This window comes from Maribacter sp. HTCC2170 (genome assembly GCF_000153165.2).
Classification (GTDB): Bacteria; Bacteroidota; Bacteroidia; order Flavobacteriales; family Flavobacteriaceae; genus Maribacter_A.
In genome coordinates this window covers 2,948,585-2,966,617 of record NC_014472.1, presented here as the reverse complement: position 1 = coordinate 2,966,617, position 18,033 = coordinate 2,948,585, and the positions used below count along the sequence as shown (strand labels likewise).

Here is an 18,033-nt window from a genome sequence, read left to right as displayed (position 1 = left end):
ACAAAATTTAAAAAGAATAGAATGGCAGGCAATACTTTCGGCAATCTTTTCAAACTAACAACTTTTGGAGAATCCCATGGGGTTGCAATTGGTGGTGTACTCGATGGTTGTCCTCCTGGTATTGAAATCGACCTAGAAGTCATTCAAGAAGAGTTGAACAGGAGAAAACCTGGTCAGTCAGCCATTGTGACCCAGCGTAAAGAACCAGATACAGTTGAGTTTTATTCTGGAATTTTTGAAGGCAAGACCACGGGAATGCCTATTGGTTTTGCAATTCATAATACCAATCAAAAATCTGGGGATTACTCCCATATAAAAGATTCTTATCGCCCGTCGCATGCAGATTATGTGTATGATAAGAAATATGGTTTTCGCGATTATCGTGGCGGAGGTCGTAGCTCAGCACGTGAGACAGCAAGCAGGGTAGTGGCAGGGGCAATAGCACAGCAATTCCTTTCTGACCTTAAGATTAGTGCCTTTGTTTCGCAAGTTGGTGAGATGAAATTGGATACGCACTATTCAAAATTGGATTTATCCCTAACTGAATCCAATCCGGTTCGTTGTCCGGATCCATCCATGGCCTCTAGGATGGAGGATTACATCAAAGAAATCCGTAAAGAAGGGGATACCATTGGGGGAGTTGTTACATGTGTAATTCAGAATGTCCCCATTGGTTTAGGTGAGCCTGTATTCGATAAATTACATGCCGAGCTTGGCAAGGCTATGTTATCCATCAATGCCGTAAAAGGTTTTGAATTCGGAAGTGGTTTTGAGGGGGTTCAGATGAAAGGAAGCCAACATAACGACCAATACAATCAGGACGGAAGTACTAAAACCAATCATAGTGGCGGTATACAAGGTGGCATAAGCAACGGAATGGATATTTATTTCAATGTAGCCTTTAAACCAGTGGCAACGGTGATCCAACCATATGACACTATTGATAAGGAAGGTAATAAGGTGACAACCAAAGGGAAAGGGCGTCATGACCCTTGCGTTGTACCTAGAGCAGTACCTATTGTTGAAGCAATGGCTGCCTTGGTCCTTGCTGATTACACCTTATTGGCGCGCTCCATAAAATTGTAGCACCCTTTTCCACTATTCCTAACAAAGTGGTATATTACCCATCTAATCAAACTATAGTTTATGAAAAAGATGGAATTGCATTGGCAGATTTTAATTGGGATGATTTTAGGTATCCTATTTGGGTTTGCAATGACGCAGATAAGTTGGGGCAGGGACTTTGTTGGTGACTGGATCCAACCTTTGGGAAGTATATTCGTAAAACTTCTTAAGCTTATTGCCATTCCATTGATTCTAGCTTCGTTGATAAAAGGAATTTCGGATTTAAAAGATATATCCAAGTTTAGAAATATAGGCCTTCGCACCATTGTTATTTACGTTTGTACTACCGTTGTAGCCATAAGCATTGGTCTTATTCTGGTGAACATTATTCAACCAGGAGATGGGATATCACAAGAAACAATCGATAAATTAACTGCTACCTATGCCAATGATAGTGGGGTAACTTCTAAAATTGCAGAGGCTTCGCGCCAAAAAGAAGCAGGTCCTTTAAGCTTTTTGGAAGACATGGTCCCTGATAATGCGATTAAGGCCATGAGTGATAATAAGTTGATGCTCCAAGTTATCTTCTTTACGATTTTTATGGGCATTTCAATGTTGTTGATCGGCGAGAAAAAAGCAAAACCCCTTAAAAAGTTCTTTGATGCATTGAATGATGTTGTGCTGAAGATGGTAGATTTAATAATGCTTTCGGCGCCGGTTGCTGTATTTGCATTATTGGCTGGTGTTGTTGTCTCCTCCAGTGATCCAGATTTATTACTGGCATTGTTAAAGTATGCCGGAGTAGTAGTATTGGGTCTTTTCTTAATGGTTATTTTCTATACTATTGTGGTATCGGTCTTTACAAAAAAGAATCCGTTTTGGTTTTTAAAAGAAATAAGTCCAGCCCAATTATTGGCCTTTTCAACAAGTTCCAGTGCAGCTACTTTACCTGTGACCATGGAACGTGTTGAGGAACATATTGGAGTGGATAAGGAAGTCTCCAGTTTTGTGTTGCCAGTCGGAGCTACTATAAATATGGATGGTACAAGTCTTTATCAGGGCGTGGCCGCTGTCTTTATTGCTCAGGCACTTGACTTTGATTTAACGATAGGAGCGCAATTGACCATTGTGTTAACCGCTTTACTGGCTTCTATTGGTTCTGCAGCTGTACCGGGGGCAGGAATGGTCATGTTGGTCATTGTTTTGGAATCCATTGGTTTTCCGGCTGATAAATTGGCTATTGGTTTAGCGTTGATTTTTGCCGTAGATCGGCCTTTGGATATGTGTAGAACCATTATCAATGTTACAGGTGATGCAACAGTTGCTATGGTTGTCGCAAAATCCGTTGGGAAACTAGGGGAGCCGCATGTCGAGGACTGGGACGATCATTTGGATGAAGTAAAATAGAATCTTAAAACTTATATAGGATGAATATTTGTTTTTTAATGTACCCTTGGGAAGAAATCGATGCTGAAAACGATACAAGTTTGGCATTGATTCATGAATGTGTGAAAAGAAAGCATGGGGTTGCTATCTGCAGTCCGGCTAATCTGACTATTCGAAATAGTGTAACCAATGCATTTTGTACCGTTATCAATAGAATGGACAAGGTTTCGAACAGTTTAAAGTCTTTTTACAAACAAGCAAGTCTTCGAGAAGAAATGCTGCCCTTGGCCGGGTTCGATGTAATATTCATGCGCGCCAATCCACCTTTGGATCCGATAATGCTCAATTTTCTGGATTCGGTTAAAGATGATGTTTTTATCATGAATTCATTACAAGGACTTCGCGAGGCGAACAACAAACTTTATACAGCTGCTTTTGGGGATTCCCATAGTAATATAATACCAGCGACCCATGTTTCTAAAAACAAGAATTATCTACTGCAGCAAATCAAGGAATCTAAAGCAGACAAAATGATTCTAAAGCCTTTAAATGGGTTTGGTGGATCTGGTGTCATCTTGATTGAAAAATCAGCGATGAGTAATATAAAATCATTATTAGATTTTTATGTAACTAACTCTGATGGAAGCTCTAACTATGTTATACTTCAAGCATACATTGAAGGTGCTGATCAAGGTGATGTACGTGTTTTAATCTTGAATGGTGAGCCAATTGGAGCCATGCGAAGAATACCAGGAACAGAAGATCATCGCTCCAACGTATCTGCTGGTGGATCGGTGGCAAAGCATAGTTTGACCAAGGATGAAAAAGCACTTTGTAAACAGATTGGTCCAAAATTGGTAAAAGACGGACTCTTTTTCGTTGGTATTGATGTCATTGGAGGAAAATTGGTCGAAGTAAACGTTATGTCGCCAGGAGGTATTACATACATGAACAAGGTGTATAAGACAAAACTGCAGGCAAAAGTTATAGATTATGTTGAAAGCAGGGTAATTGATAAGTTGCAGGCTTTTGATAGACGTTCCAGATTAAGAAGCGAGGTCGAGAATGCTTAGGTTATCAGTTAAGGACATAATTTCGAACATTCAATCGGAAATACCCTTTGAGGCAGTCGCCAATGATTATTCCTTTAAAATAAAGATTGATGATTATGTTCCATATATCTGTGGAGCAGTACACGATGGGCACCAGTTTAGGAAGTCACTTTGGGATAATTGTATTCATACCGAATATGAGCGTTGGTATGAGGAGGACCCCTGCACTACTGAAATGGTGAAATCCCACCCGATTGTTATTTCTGGCTGTGACAGTAGATTCGAATATGATTTGAACAGACCTCCAGAAACAGCAATATTCGATACAGCCTGGGGCAAGCAACTATGGAAATTACCCCTCGCTAAAAAAGAAAAGGAGCATTCACTTAAGAAACATACAGACTTTTATCTAGTAGTTGACACACTGGTTCGTCAACTTGAAAAACTGCATGAAAAAGTTATAGTTTTTGATATGCATAGTTATAATTGGAAACGATGGGAGCGACCTGTGCCAACCTGGAATTTAGGAACCTCCAACATAGACAATAACCGTTTTAGTACAATTGTAGATTCATGGTGCTCTAAACTTGGTGGAATGAAACTACCCAACAATATTGCCCGGACGTCATTGGTCAATGATGTTTTTCAGGGCAATGGCTACTTTTTAAAGTATATCACCAAACATTTTGACAATACATTGGTTTTGGCCACTGAGATATCAAAAGTGTATTGTGATGAGCTAACAGGAGTAATTTATCCGGAAGTAGTGCGTTCTGTAGAGGAGCATCTAAAAGAATTGATACCTTTGCAGGCCAAAGCGTTTCAAGAAAGCAATTTATGATCCAAGAACGGGAAATCACTGATTTACATAGAGAGTACTCCAATTTATTCGAAATAGACGCCAATCTAGATCGTCTTGTCAAGAAGATTGAACTGCTCAATTATGTCAACCCTATCAATATTGAAAAGGAAAAACATCGTTTCTTCGCTTCAAAATATACCGAAAACCCTCAATTTAATTACCCAACATTAAAATTCAATCCATATAAATTACACCGACTTTTCTTTTCCCAACGCTTGGAACGGATTAAAGATGAGCATATAAAGAAACTGTATCAGCAGGTAATCTATTACTACTCGAACATGATTCAGTGTATTGAGACCATCGGTACACCAAGGCGGTTTTATTACAATTCATTGGGAGTGTTCGGAACCCCAACCGAGAAAGATGTTCAGAATGCACGTTTTATACTTCATTTTCCTGATGAACCTACTTCTTCGGATATGGAAAAGATCTATAGTGCGGAAGAAGCCAAATCTTATTTTGAAGCGTTCAGTAAGCAATATGACTTTCCATTGAATATAAAGTTTGCCACTCATCTGTCTGCTGAGGCTATGGTAAGTAATAGTTCTCAAACGCTTTTACTTAAAAAGAACACAAAGTTCAGTAAGAATCAATTGTTGACCTTGGCCAACCATGAAATAGGAGTACACTTGGTAACCACTTTCAATGGTGCACTGCAACCACTACAGATTTTCTCTAACGGATTTCCTAAAAATGTAGAAACCCAAGAGGGCTTGGCAGTATTCAGTGAATATATGGGAGGCGCACTTACATTAAAAAGACTTAAAGAATTGTCTTACAGGGTTTTAGCATCTGATAGTTTAATCAAAGGTTATAGCTTTTCAGATACCTTTGACATGATTCATAATCAGTATAAATTGAACAGGGAAGAAGCTTTTACTATAACTTTGCGCGCACATAGAGGGGGTGGATTTACCAAAGACCGTCTTTATTTAAGTGGATTAAGAAAAATCTATAAACGCTATTTAAAAGAAGATTCCATGGATAGTATGTTAACTGGTAAAGTTACCTTGGAATTTGAAGATAGTATCAAATACCTACAGCATTTAGGCTTGGCGACCACAATTACCCATAAGAATATTGCATATTCACAAAACTTGAATACCAATAAGACCTTGGATTTTATTCTCAATAATTTAAAATAAGGGTATTTCTTATATTCAAATTGATAATCGAATCAATTCAAACTACTTTACCTTAAAATTGGTACTACTGGGCAATTCAAAGCCTTCCAGTTCAAAATAGGGGACTGCCGCCAATAAATGGTCAAAAATATCTGCCATTATATACTCGTAGTTTGCCCAACGTTTATCACTACTAAAGGCATAAACCTCAATTGGTAACCCTTGAGTGGTTGGGGCCAATTGCCTAACCATAATGGTCATATCTTTGTTAATTCCCGAGTGAACATTGATATAAGCATCAATATATTTTCTAAAAACCCCGAGATTGGTAAAGTTCTTCCCATTTATTAAAAGAGATTTATCAATGCCATTCTCCTGATTATAATTGATTATGTCATTTCCTCTATTTTCTATATAATCACTGATCAATTCAATTTTTTTAAGGGATTCTAAATTCTCAGGGGTTAAGAATTTTACACTTTCCTGCTTTAATATCAAGGCTCTTTTTATACGTCTTCCACCTGAATTCGTCATTCCACGCCAGTTCTTGAAAGAATCGGAAATAAGGGCATAGGTGGGAATAGTTGTAATGGTCTTATCAAAATTCTGGACTTTGACCGTAGCCAAGTTAATCTCAACAACATCACCATCGGCGCCATATTTTTCAAATGTGATCCAATCACCAATACGAACCATATCATTGATTGATACCTGTATACTGGCCACAAATCCAAGAATTGTATCCCTGAAAACGAGTATGATGACTGCAGATGCCGTTCCAAGTGCGGTCAGGAACTTCCAAAGCTCAACTCCCGTTATAATTGAAAATGCATAAAACAGGCCAATGGCCCATGAAAAAATCATGAACACCTGAATATAACTATCAATGGGCTTGTCTTTTAAGCTAGACAGCGTTTTGAGGAAATCCTTTATGGTATGTAACAAACTTCTAACAATCCAAAGAAACAGTACAATTCCAAACACCTCAATGGCCTTTGATATAAGGGATTCTGCCCCCTGAAAATCCCTAAATATTTCAGGTATCGCTTTATATGCCAATACCAAAGGAATAATATGGGCTATGTTCCTTGGAGCCTTGTTCTTGACCAATAAATCATCAAAATGGGTCTTGGAAGTACTTGAGAGTCGTGAAAAAAGACCCACCAATATTCTCCTCGATACAAAATCAATTAAAAACAAGACCAGAAGAACCCCAACAAGTAGAATGAACATATTAATATATTCTGCCCATTGTTCAGTAATCCCTTTTCTAATCAAAAAGTCATAAATCCAGTGCGATACGCTTCTCATGTGGCAATGATTTTAGGGTTTACCCGTATTTAAGGATAAACCCCAAATTATACAATGCAAAACTACTGGATTATGGCTGAATTCTAATCATTGTGTCATCATTATATCAAAACCTAAAGCGATATGGTCTTGAACTTAGGGTATTTAACTTGGAATGAGAAAAGCTCGGTCTTAGTTTCCTTGGACTTAATCTCAAGATTCCATGTGAGAAGGCCTTTTTTCTTGTCATATGACGCAGAATAGGTTTCAATATCATCAATCTTGATTTCTTTGTTCTGCGACAAAGGCACCCTATCCATCAATTTGATCTGAACAGGAACAGACTTACTGTTCTTAACCACTAATTCGTAGGTGCGATCTAATATGCGATTGCTTCCTGTAAATGATTTGCTTTTAAAATTCTTGTTCTGCTTGCGGGTAACCGTAATGCTTGGGTCAATTCCCAATGAGAGGGTCATCTCTTTTTTGGTCGTATATGGGTCAATTGTAGTTTTTCCGGCGAAAGTACCCTCAAAATAGATATTGGCTTCCCCAGGTAAAAGATTATGCTTTTCCCAATCTTTAAATGTCGCTGTCATAAATACATTTTCATTGAGCATAGGGGCGGCAAAATGCTCATAATTGGCATCCAATTCAAAAGCATTCAGTTCAATTGCCGTAATATCCCCGTTTGAAATAACCGTATAGGGTTTTTTAATGATGAATTTTGAATTAACACCTTCCTGCAGTTTACTTTTTTTGGTAGTAATGACAACAACTCCATTATTACCTCGACTACCATACAGGGCTGTGGCACTTTCTCCCTTTAGAGACTCAATAGACTGAATTTCATTTTCATCTAAATCCCCTTCGGCGAAATCATCCACAGGAACACCGTCTATGATATATAGAGGAAGCTGGGGTTCTGGGGTTTTAATATAACGAGTATTATTTCCAGTTGAGGCATATCCTCTGATTGTAACTCCAGCCGTTCTTCCCTGTAAAGCATCTTCCATTTTTACACTAGAAACTGAGCCCGTAGTATAGGATTTCTTACTAGTTCCCATAGCCGTCACAACTACTTCATCTAGCTGTTGTGCATCGGCTTCAAGATTTGTGTTTATAATTGATGAATAAATGGGTACTTCAATCGTTTTTGACCCAATATAGGAAAATACCAATTCCTTGCCGCTTTCTATATTCATGGTATAATACCCATCAAAGTCCGTTGTTGTGCCATTTGTAGTTCCTTTCACTACAATATTTACTCCGGGCAGGGGTAAGCCTGATTCATCGGTTACTTGACCTACAACTTTTTTAACTGTTGGGTTATGAAAATACTTTTTCTTTTTGGTTGCACTGTTGTAGCGCTTAGAATACCTACTCACAAAATCAAGATATTTTGATGAAAGATTGGGTTTGGAAACATTTAAAGAAGGACTACCAGATGAAAGATTGATTTTTGCATTATTCCAATCTACCCCAGTTTTTTGGTATACATGCGCCTTATAGGTCATTTTTAAAGGAGCGTTCATTTTTACTGATTTGATATCGTAATTCGGAATCCAACCCGCATCCTGTACGGTATAGGAAATCAAAAGTTGAAGATCTGTCGTTACAGGTGCATCAAATTTTATACGCAATTCCCCTTGTTCCTTAATAGGTGCATTGTTTACTTGAGACAATTGATTCTGAAGTGCATTTACACTTAGTTGAAATTCATTGATATCGAGATTGGTTTTGAATATCTCATTCTTTATCGCCGTGGTTCTTTCTCGATAGTAGGTACTGATCTCTTTTAATCGGACCAAATTCAATTCCTGGGTTTCCCCACTAATGAGTTTATTGGCACGAATGACCTTTAGTTCTTCCTCAAGGCCGATTATGTGGTTTTGCAATAAGGAAATCTTGCGGTTGACCCCAATGATCTCGGATTCAAGCGATTTTATTTCAGGATCACTCTCCTTCACACTTAAAAAATCGATATTATAAGCCATCGAAAGTACCGATACTGACTTTAGACCTGAAATTTGAATACTGCTTTCATCAACTTTAGGTGAAAGACCCGTGAAAGTGTATTCAGTTGAACCGGGTTTTAACGTACACAGAGCCGTTCTTGTAATTTGTGCACCACTTAGGTAAACAGTTACCTCTTTAATCTTGGTTGGAATCTTTTTGTCATTACTGAATGCCAAAACTGGAATTGCAAGTAATAGTAAGAGTAGTTTTTTCATCGTATTGGTTTTTAAAGTTGATTAAAACTCCATATTTAAACCAAAACATAAAATGAATAATGAGGGAAAAGGGTAGATGACTTAGATAAGTGTACCAGCGACTTAGTTATCTAAAAACTTGGCCTTTAATTCTGGTGTAGGCACCATGCATGCATCTTTTTTACCGTACCACGAATACCTGTCCCTAGCCACCCAATCGTATACGATATCACGTAACTTACTGGGAATCAAGTTTAGTACAATTGCCAATTTCCATACTCCGCCAAAAGATTTTCCAATTTTCAATGCGGCGGTTGATTTAGTATAATAAGCGACACCCGGCTCAATAAGTATAATGGAATCTACTTTAGAGATATCAATATTTCGTTCTTGAACAAGTCGTTGGCCAACATCGCCTTGAAGAGTAGCAAATCTAAATACATCTTTTTTATCTCGCTTAATAATATATTGAATAGAGCGATTACAAAGATTGCAAACACCATCAAACAATACTATTTTTTTCTTTGGGTCCATTTTCATTTCAAAACGACCAGGTAAATATATTGATAGTATTATGCTTATACTAGCATGGAATGATAATTCGAATAGTTTGGAACGGAATTAATAACCCTTTTAGGTGCCCATTTTCGTATATGATTTATCTTAAAACGCTGATAATCAATTTTATTACGAAATGGATTAAAGTGTATTCAAAAAGGAATTCAAATCTTGTTCCTTATTCAACCCCAGTTTCTTTTTAAGCCGGTATTTCGACTTTAAGATACTATCAGGTAGAACATTCAAGGTAGCGGCAATCTCTTTGGTGGTCAAATTCATGCGCAAAAAGGCCGCAAGACGTATTTCTTTCTCAGAGACCTCTGGAGAAATGGTCTTGAGTTTCTGGTCAAAGTCATTATGCACCTCTGAAAAGTACGTTTTAAACACCTCCCAGTCTTTATCAGAGGCATTTTCTTTCTTTAATAGCATCACAATACGCCTGAACTCCATTTTGAACTTCTCAGGCGAATTTTTAATGCTCTGTAGGTTTTCCATAAGTTCCTGTATAAAAGTGTTCTTTTGCACCAAATGCAAGGTCTGACTGGTCAGTTCTTTCTTTTTATAGGCAATTTCCTGTTTGTAGATTTCCTCTTGTTTTTCTCGGGCAATTTTGTTCTTTTTTATACGCTGGCGGAATCCGAAGACTAGTAGTCCTGATAGGACTAGGACAGAGGCTAATCCACCTGCATATAGGCCTTTTCTTAAATTGCTAATCTCTACCTCTTGATTTAAATTTTTGATTTCTTCCTTTTGTAATGCAATCTCGTTCTCTTTTTTTTCGGTTTCGAAAATAATTCGCATTTCTTCTATTTGTTGCGATTTTTTAACGGTGAACATACTATCCTTGAGCTTATTGTATAGTGCAAAGTCTTCCAAAGCTAGCTTATGTTCATTTAGTTGTCGATATGATTGAGACCTTTCGAAATGTGCTTGATATGCCTGAGGTACCGCTCCAATGCTATCAGAAATTACAATTGCTTTTTCAAAATAGGGAATAGCACGTTTCGGTTGATTGGCTTTATTATAGAAAAGACCTAAACTGATGTATGCTTCATTAACTTCTGTCGGGTTTTCCATTTGACCATATACCTCAATGGAATTATTTAAGCTTTGCAGTGCTTCTTCATTACGATTTAACTTACTATAGGCATTGCCCAAAATGTTAAGCGCTGATGCCTCTATTAATTGAAATCCGTTTTCTTTAGCAATTTCAATGCAGCGCAAAAGGTATTTAATTGCTTCATTTGGTTGATCTTGCAAAACCATATTGTCTCCCATAATTTTCAATACATCACTTTCCCAAAGTAAATCCTTAAAATCATGGTAGACTTTTAAAGCTTGTTCTAGATAAATGAAACTCTGTGCATAGTTTTCCATTTTCATCTCTATTTGACCCAAGGAGAAATATGCATCCGCCTCAAATAGAGGGTCTTTGGCCCTCTCTTTGTATAACTCAAGGGATCTTAACCCATTTTTCAATGCCAAATTGTATTGCCCTTTTCTTACCTTGATTGCAGAAAGTGCGTGATAGGTAGATCCGATATACTTGAAATCAATTTCCTTGGCATTTTTAATAGTATCTCTATTGTCAAAAAATACAATGTTCCTGTTTAAGTATTCTTCTCCTTTATTAAAATTATTTTTCTTGTTGTACAATACCGCTAGGCCCATATTTACGGTCAGAACACCTCTTATGTTTTGCAGCCTGGTAGCTATATCCAATGAGGCCTTTTTATAGTAAAGTGCAGAGTCAAGTTGGTCTTTATTTAAAAAATAAAAGCTCAAATTATTGTAAGCTTGTCCAAGACCCTTTTTATCTTTTATTTCTTTAGATATAGCAACGGCCTCTTTGGCATATTTATATGATTCCTCAGGATTCGTAAAGCTTAGATTCTGATATATTAAAGAACCTAAATATATCTTAGTAGTATCATTGATATGATTATTATACTGAGTAATTAAACTATCAAGATTTTTATACTCTTGCGAATGTAGATTGATACTAAAACAAAAACCGATAAATAGAAATAGTTTGGAAATAGGTTTCATAGTGTATTTAAGATTTAGGTATTGTCTGTCCTTCTTCTTGCTTGATTGCCAAGGTAGTTAATTATATTCTGTCCGGAAATAGTCCAATTCATTGTTTAATTACCACTTGTCCATAGAAAGTCCATATTGTTTTAATTGATAAAAGGGATTGTCATACTTGCTAAACCTATATTCTATTGATTTTAGGAGATTTCGTATTTCTAAAAAAAAAAGCAGGTGTCCATGCCTTACTTTGTTAAAATCTATACTACCTGTCCATACTTTGTCCATGCCCAAAATTAGTTGAGGGTTTGTTTTGCGTATAGTTTCGCTGTGTTGAATCTTTTAAAACCAAAGAAATTATGAAAACAAAACGAATGAGAGTTGAAGTGTCTAAGTTAATGACCATTTTGGGTCTACTGTTTATAACCTTATCAGGGTGCAGTAAAGATGGTGGTGCTGAAAACCCGGACCCAGGATCTGGAGCCGTGGATACTACCACCTTCAAAGCAGTGGTAGAAAACGGTGGTGAATTTCAAAGTGTTCCGGAATCAAGATCTGAAGAAACCCTTTCTGAAGGAGAAACATACCCCGAAGACTATACTACAGGAAATGGATCTGAGGCAGAGACATTGCGATTTATTTGTAGTTCAAGAACCGTAAGCGTAACAGACGGCACGGGAGACTTTCAAACTTTAGGAGGTGTTGCAAGTGAGATTTTCCCTGGGGCTTTGCTCCAAGGTGAAACGATTAACAATGTAAAACCGCAAGGGATTCCATTAAAGAGGGCAGGTGGGAGCATATCCTATAACCTGAATGATGGTAACCCTGAAGCATCGCAAGATTTAACGGAAATGAGCGAGTCTAAAGTGCGACAGGCTATGAATGATATCATAGCGGGCAGTACCGGTGTCGTTCCTTCAAACTTCGATTTGGTCTATGAGAATGTTTTTTCCGAAAAACAGGTGGCCTTGCAGATGGGTTTGTCTTTTGAAGGGTATGGTGCGAAAGTAGAAGGTAGCTTGTCCTTTAGCCAAGAGAAAACGTACAACCGTGTATTGGTAAAATTAAAACAGGCCTATTATGACGTGAGTTATGATTTTCCAACAAGTTATGATGATGTCTTTGATGAAAGTGTAACTCCAGAAGATTTGAATAAATACATCCAGGCAGACAACCCAGCTACCTACATAAAGAAAGTAACATATGGCCGAATTTTCTATATGCTTGTAGAATCGACTTCTTCGTTGGAAGTAATGAACACCCAAATAGATGCCTCTTATAAAAGCTTCGACAAAGAAATTTCTGGTGATCTTGAAGTTGATACGATGGAGAAGATGGAGGACGTGAAAATTAAGGTCATCGCCTATGGAGGGGATTCGAAAAATACCTTCGCTGGTTTAGGAGAGACTAACATTGCAGACCTTGCCGATATGTTAGCGGTCAGTACTGATATCAGAACTGGTTTGCCCTTATCGTACGAAATCTATTCCCTTGAGGACCCATCAAAGCAGGTCGGGACTAATATTTCAACAGAAATGGAAGTGGTTGAGTGTCAATTAAAAGGTGTGTTACCCCCAGTTCTGTATTCAAACTTGGTGGACCTTTTTGAGGATGGAATTGGTGCGGCCACACAGATTCAAAATGAATACACGGCAATCTTCAATGGTGCTGGAACGGAATATGTCATATTTGATGCATCTAGTGGGGCCATCTCTGAGCCTTACAGTATTAAAGACGCTAGTGCCCCTTTAGGCGTTACGACTTTTGATAATGTTGGTGCCGCTTTACGACAGTTCTTGGATGAAATCTACATTTTTAATGAACAGGGAACTGAATTTGAAGTTTTGGAATATGATTATAATGGCGTTCAGAGCATGCCAACAACACCGATTGGAACATACAGACAAAGGAATGGGGCGAACCGTAGATGGGTTGTGAATGATAATTTTTCGAGTGAAAATGGTGTGAACAGCAACTTTGCTGATGGATCATTTGTCGGCCCCGAAGGGAGAAATATAGATTGCGTATCCTTTCCGCTATTTGGGAAAGGTATTAGGGCTGCAGCGAGACGCGACAGATATATACAGCCCGTAGGTATTTATACAGAGGATTTTTCTACTAGGGTAATTAACGGTGAAGTAACCTCATCATATTTTTTCCCGATGGACACTAATGGTACTACCTATAGCAGAAGGAATTACTACAACCCTTACTCAGTGTCAGTGCCCAGTGGAACCATAGGTTTTGGTGACTTTAATTGTTGGGAGTCTGAAAAAGATTTGAACGAGGTGAGAGGGTCGGTGGAAGCCGCTTGTAAAATGAATATCAATGGAAACTCCATACAGCGAATTCTATATTTTACTACTGATGGTTTATTGTCAATAAATAATCTGGTGGGTGAAGATGAAGGCCCATTTGCCCTTTAAATAACTTAGCTAGGCAGTCGGCATCTAAAGTTGTAGATTCAACAACTTGATGTCGGCTGTTTCTTTTAATTTTCATTGACGTAAAATCATATACGATACTTCGTAAGTAACTGATAATCAAATTTCATACAAACCAAAAACAAGGGAGTACCCATACTATTTCTTCCGCTCTACCAGTTCCAATTGGTCTACACTCACATTCGTGGTAAACATGCCATAATTGACAATGGCTTTGTTCTTCTCAAGGGTATCTATACTGCCCACGGCCTTACCATCCATTAATCGCACACGGTCACCAATCTTGAACACAGGGCGTGGTTTGTTCTTTTCGGCAACAACAGCTTTTTTCTTGGCAATTTTCTTTTTTTGGCGAATGACCTTAACTTCTTTTTCAACTTCTTGGGTAACCTGGGCCTTTTTGACCTTGGCCGCTTTGACCTCTTTGGTTGATTTCTTTTTTCGCTTGCTATTTTCAGTTTCTACAATACGTATCAACTCTGAAACCAGTACACGTTTTCTCTTATCTTGAAAATACCGTTCCGCCACTGTATTTACTTTGTTTCCAAGGTAAATCATACGTTGGTTATGGTCATAAAGTTCCTGATAGTTCTCCAGTTTGCTCTTGATTTTGGAATTCAGTGTTTCTAAACGTTGAGCTTCCTCTCTTGCTTTTAGCTCTTCTGCATGCAGTTTTGAGCCTGTTTCGGCCATTTTACTGCGTTCTTTCTGTAATTTGGCTATGGTGGCATCAAAACGTACTTTGCCTCGTTCTATCTTCTTCTTTGCTTTGTTTATCAAAGAGTAGGGGATACCATTTTTTTGGGCAACTTCAAAAGTAAACGAACTACCTGCCTGACCCAATGCCAACTGAAAGGTGGGTTCCAATGTTTTTGAGTTAAAAAGCATATTCGCATTGGTGCAATGTGGCAATTCATTGGCCAAGGCCTTTAAGTTGGCGTAATGCGTGGTTATTACACCGTACGCCTCACGATCATAAAACACTTCCAAAAATGCTTCCGCTAATGCACCGCCCAATTCTGGATCACTACCTGTCCCAAACTCATCAATCAGGAACAGGGTGTTCTTGTTGCATTTGCGCAAGAATTGATTCATGTTCTTTAAGCGGTAACTATAGGTGCTCAAGTGGTTTTCTATGGATTGATTGTCGCCTATATCAGTCAAGATCTTACCAAAAAGACACATTGAAGAACGTTCGTGCACCGGGACAAGGAATCCGCTCTGCAACATTACCTGTAGCAACCCAATGGTTTTTAATGTGATGCTTTTTCCCCCTGCATTGGGGCCAGATATAACGATTATCCTATTCTCGGGATGTAATTCTATGGTCTGTGGGAAGGTTTTTTCCCTTTTTAGCTTATTGCTCAGATAAAGCAGTGGATGATAGGCATCCCTTAAGAACATTTTTCTTTCCTCACTTATCTTAGGAAGCACGGCATTCATTTCTGAAGCGTATTTGGCTTTAGCGGCCGTAATATCCATATGGGCCAAAAAGTCTTGGTACTCGGCTAAAAATGGGGCAAAGGGTCGTATGCTACTTGTCAGTTCATTGAGTATGCGTTGAATTTCTTCTCGCTCATCAAATTCTAAATTATTGAGTTGTCTGCTATATTTCAAGGCAGCTTCGGGTTCAATATAGACTATACTTCCTGTTTTGGATGAGCCCATAACGGTACCCTTCACTTTTTTACGATACATGGCCTTTACCGCCAAAACCCTACGGTTTTCTACGACCGACTCACGGATATCATCCAAATAATCCGAAGTTTTATAAGTATTTAAAGCGGAGGCGAAACTAGAATTGATCTTCCCTTTTACCTGATTGATATCCTGTCGGATGTTGAACAAAGTATCCGAAGCATTATCCTTTATTTCACCAAAACGGTCGATTACGTGGTCAATATGGTTCGGAATCTCAGTATTCAGTTGTATGTCTTCCGATGTTTCAAACAAGAGTGGGAAGTATTCCTTGAATTTTTTAAAGAACTTTTTGTGTTCTGCTACCGTCTTGCAAATATTTCCAATTCGTCTAAAACCACTGATTTCCAAGGTAGTGTTTTCAATCTTAAGCAGTTTCAAATCCCCATCAATACTATCAAATCCATGATTGGGAATACGATTGTCGCTCACCAAAGAAGAAACATATTCTGATGTTTGCCCTAAGATAAGATGTATGGTTTCCACATCTGAATATGGGGCTATGTCTAATGCTCTTTCCTTGCCCAACTCGGTATTACACCGTCCTGAAAGTTGTTTCAAAACGGTATCGAATTCTAAATCCTGAAGTGTTTTTGTATGAATCGTATTCCTTGACATGCTTATTTGGGCAAAACAGCAAAATTAAGTAAAATAAAGGCCTAGGACCTAAAAATAAACAGAAATGGTCAAAGCACACATTGCCATTATAGCAAGAAGAGCCACTAAAGGAGTCACAAATTTGAGCCATTTATCATAACCGACATTCACAATGGCCAAGGAGGCCAATATGATTCCCGTAGGGTTAATGAGTTTAAAAAGCCCAACACCAAACAAATAGGCATTTACTATAACCTCACGACCTATACCAATGCCTTCAGCCAATGGCGACATAATCGGCATGGTCAAAACGGCCATCCCGGATGATGAAGGAATAAAGAAACTCAAACCACTATTTATAAATAGCAATACATTGGCGAAAAGACCTTTGTGCATGCCTTGAGTCAAATTACTTGAATAATACAAGAGGGTATCACTGATTAACCCATCTTCCATCAAAACGGTTACGCCTCGTGCAATACCAATTATAAAGGCCACACCCAAAAGATCTGTGGCACCTTGAATGAACTTATCAACAAAGGATCGCTCTTTCATTCGTGCTATAACCCCTATTAAAATGGCGCCTACCAAAAATACCGATGTCATTTCTAAAAACCACCAGTGTAATCGAGATACACCATAGATCATTACAATAAAACAAGCCGCGAAAACGAACAACACCAATTTCAAACGTAAGGACAATTGAGTACCACGGTTGGTCGTGTCTTTGATGAACATCATCTGAATCTCCTCCTTTTGGTCATAGATCAATGATTTGGTTTGGTCGTTTTGTACTTTTCTTGCATACCTAAGTATATAAATAATACAAATGAATAACCCGATGATAAGTACTATGATGCGACCTTCAAGTCCCAGAGTCCAATTTATGCCCGCTGCATCTGATGCAATAATTACACTAAACGGATTTACGGTAGATACCATAGTACCAATGCTAGATCCTATGTAAATTGAACCAAGCCCAACCATGGCATCATATTTAGCCGCAAGAAACACAGGTATCAAAATAGGGTAGAAGGCTATGGTTTCTTCTTCAAGTCCAAAAGTGGTTCCTCCTAAAGCAACAAGCACTGTAACCATAATTATTAAAATGAATTCCCTTCCTTTCAATGCATTGGCTAACCAAGTTATTCCAGCTTCAAAAGCTCCAGTAGCATTTACTATTCCAATAAGTCCTCCTATGATTAGAACCAAGAGTATAATATCCGAGGTCTGCATAATGCCTTTCAAAGGTGATTGTATAAATTCTTTAAAACCCTGTGGTCTTGGTTCCAGTTTTTTATAGGTGTTCGGAATACTTATCGGTTTTGAGATATCTCCATTGGTGAATTTGGCCAATGGAATGATTATTCCCAAGTCATCCAAGGTCTTCTGACTACCTTCCAGTTCTAAAGTTTTACTTGCATTGGTTATTACAAAAGCTTGATTTTCTGAATTATAGGATAATCTATCATATTGTCCTGAAGGTATCACCCAGGTAAGAATGGCAACAATGGCGGCGATGATCAACAAAATCGAATGTGCGGTAGGAAACTTAATTTTTTTCAGCATCTCAGAGGCTTTGAAAATTCATGAGCACAAAAATATAGTTTTTCAAATCAATTCAATCTTTTCTTTTTCCGTAGGGTTAGGAGCTCAAGAGGAATGCTAAAAGTTTAATAATAAGATTTTTACATACGAATTCATCCCATT

The 18,033-nt window shown here is 38.1% G+C and carries 12 protein-coding genes; 6 read left to right on the top strand and 6 right to left on the bottom strand.

What is annotated here, in order from left to right:
* Window positions 1-21 precede the first annotated feature (21 nt).
* From aroC to FB2170_RS12970, 5 genes are read left to right on the top strand one after another with little or no spacing between them, the layout of a single operon-like run.
* Window positions 22-1,086, top strand: coding sequence for a chorismate synthase (gene aroC, locus FB2170_RS12990; RefSeq protein ID WP_013307032.1), 1,065 nt, complete (start codon window positions 22-24; stop codon window positions 1,084-1,086).
* 60 nt (window positions 1,087-1,146) lie between these two features.
* Entirely contained in the window at window positions 1,147-2,472 is a 1,326-nt protein-coding gene (locus tag FB2170_RS12985) for a dicarboxylate/amino acid:cation symporter (protein WP_041632853.1), read from the top strand.
* Between the two features lie 20 nt (window positions 2,473-2,492).
* Entirely contained in the window at window positions 2,493-3,524 is a 1,032-nt protein-coding gene (gene gshB, locus FB2170_RS12980; protein ID WP_083802966.1) for a glutathione synthase, read from the top strand.
* Window positions 3,517-4,344 (top strand): N-formylglutamate amidohydrolase, encoded by an 828-nt coding sequence (locus tag FB2170_RS12975; protein ID WP_041632852.1) that lies wholly within the window; start codon window positions 3,517-3,519, stop codon window positions 4,342-4,344. The genes gshB and FB2170_RS12975 overlap by 8 nt, the downstream gene beginning before the upstream one ends.
* Window positions 4,341-5,513 (top strand): flavohemoglobin expression-modulating QEGLA motif protein, encoded by a 1,173-nt coding sequence (locus tag FB2170_RS12970; protein WP_013307029.1) that lies wholly within the window; start codon window positions 4,341-4,343, stop codon window positions 5,511-5,513. Before FB2170_RS12975 ends, FB2170_RS12970 begins: the two co-directional genes overlap by 4 nt.
* A 42-nt stretch (window positions 5,514-5,555) precedes the next feature.
* Here the strand turns inward: FB2170_RS12970 and FB2170_RS12965 are convergent, their stop codons facing one another.
* From FB2170_RS12965 to FB2170_RS12950, 4 genes are all read right to left on the bottom strand, one after another.
* On the bottom strand, window positions 5,556-6,803 hold the full coding sequence (locus FB2170_RS12965) for a mechanosensitive ion channel family protein (protein WP_041632851.1): 1,248 nt from the start codon (window positions 6,801-6,803) through the stop codon (window positions 5,556-5,558).
* Between the two features lie 113 nt (window positions 6,804-6,916).
* Window positions 6,917-9,016, bottom strand: coding sequence for a DUF4139 domain-containing protein (locus FB2170_RS12960; protein ID WP_013307028.1), 2,100 nt, complete (start codon window positions 9,014-9,016; stop codon window positions 6,917-6,919).
* Window positions 9,017-9,118: 102 nt separating this feature from the next.
* Complete coding sequence (locus FB2170_RS12955) at window positions 9,119-9,535, bottom strand: thiol-disulfide oxidoreductase DCC family protein (protein ID WP_013307027.1); 417 nt, start codon at window positions 9,533-9,535, stop codon at window positions 9,119-9,121.
* Between the two features lie 159 nt (window positions 9,536-9,694).
* Entirely contained in the window at window positions 9,695-11,602 is a 1,908-nt protein-coding gene (locus tag FB2170_RS12950) for a tetratricopeptide repeat protein (protein ID WP_013307026.1), read from the bottom strand.
* A 341-nt stretch (window positions 11,603-11,943) separates the two neighbouring features.
* On the opposite strand from FB2170_RS12950, the gene FB2170_RS12945 reads away from it, so the two are divergent.
* Complete coding sequence (locus tag FB2170_RS12945; RefSeq protein ID WP_013307024.1) at window positions 11,944-14,010, top strand: thiol-activated cytolysin family protein; 2,067 nt, start codon at window positions 11,944-11,946, stop codon at window positions 14,008-14,010.
* A gap of 156 nt (window positions 14,011-14,166) precedes the next feature.
* Here the strand turns inward: FB2170_RS12945 and FB2170_RS12940 are convergent, their stop codons facing one another.
* Window positions 14,167-16,344 carry an endonuclease MutS2 gene (locus tag FB2170_RS12940; RefSeq protein WP_013307023.1) on the bottom strand — a complete coding sequence of 726 codons (2,178 nt, stop codon included), beginning with the start codon at window positions 16,342-16,344 and terminating at the stop codon, window positions 14,167-14,169.
* Window positions 16,345-16,392: 48 nt separating this feature from the next.
* Entirely contained in the window at window positions 16,393-17,889 is a 1,497-nt protein-coding gene (locus FB2170_RS12935; RefSeq protein ID WP_041633226.1) for a YfcC family protein, read from the bottom strand.
* Window positions 17,890-18,033: the final 144 nt, after the last annotated feature.

Bases quoted from the DNA above. Each gene is read 5' to 3' on its own strand.
- aroC (WP_013307032.1), top strand. From the start codon at position 22: ATGGCAGGCAATACTTTCGGCAATCTTTTCAAACTAACAACTTTTGGA.
- FB2170_RS12985 (WP_041632853.1), top strand. From the start codon at position 1,147: ATGAAAAAGATGGAATTGCATTGGCAGATTTTAATTGGGATGATTTTA.
- gshB (WP_083802966.1), top strand. From the start codon at position 2,493: ATGAATATTTGTTTTTTAATGTACCCTTGGGAAGAAATCGATGCTGAA.
- FB2170_RS12975 (WP_041632852.1), top strand. From the start codon at position 3,517: ATGCTTAGGTTATCAGTTAAGGACATAATTTCGAACATTCAATCGGAA.
- FB2170_RS12970 (WP_013307029.1), top strand. From the start codon at position 4,341: ATGATCCAAGAACGGGAAATCACTGATTTACATAGAGAGTACTCCAAT.
- FB2170_RS12965 (WP_041632851.1), bottom strand. From the start codon at position 6,803: ATGAGAAGCGTATCGCACTGGATTTATGACTTTTTGATTAGAAAAGGG.
- FB2170_RS12960 (WP_013307028.1), bottom strand. From the start codon at position 9,016: ATGAAAAAACTACTCTTACTATTACTTGCAATTCCAGTTTTGGCATTC.
- FB2170_RS12955 (WP_013307027.1), bottom strand. From the start codon at position 9,535: ATGAAAATGGACCCAAAGAAAAAAATAGTATTGTTTGATGGTGTTTGC.
- FB2170_RS12950 (WP_013307026.1), bottom strand. From the start codon at position 11,602: ATGAAACCTATTTCCAAACTATTTCTATTTATCGGTTTTTGTTTTAGT.
- FB2170_RS12945 (WP_013307024.1), top strand. From the start codon at position 11,944: ATGAAAACAAAACGAATGAGAGTTGAAGTGTCTAAGTTAATGACCATT.
- FB2170_RS12940 (WP_013307023.1), bottom strand. From the start codon at position 16,344: ATGTCAAGGAATACGATTCATACAAAAACACTTCAGGATTTAGAATTC.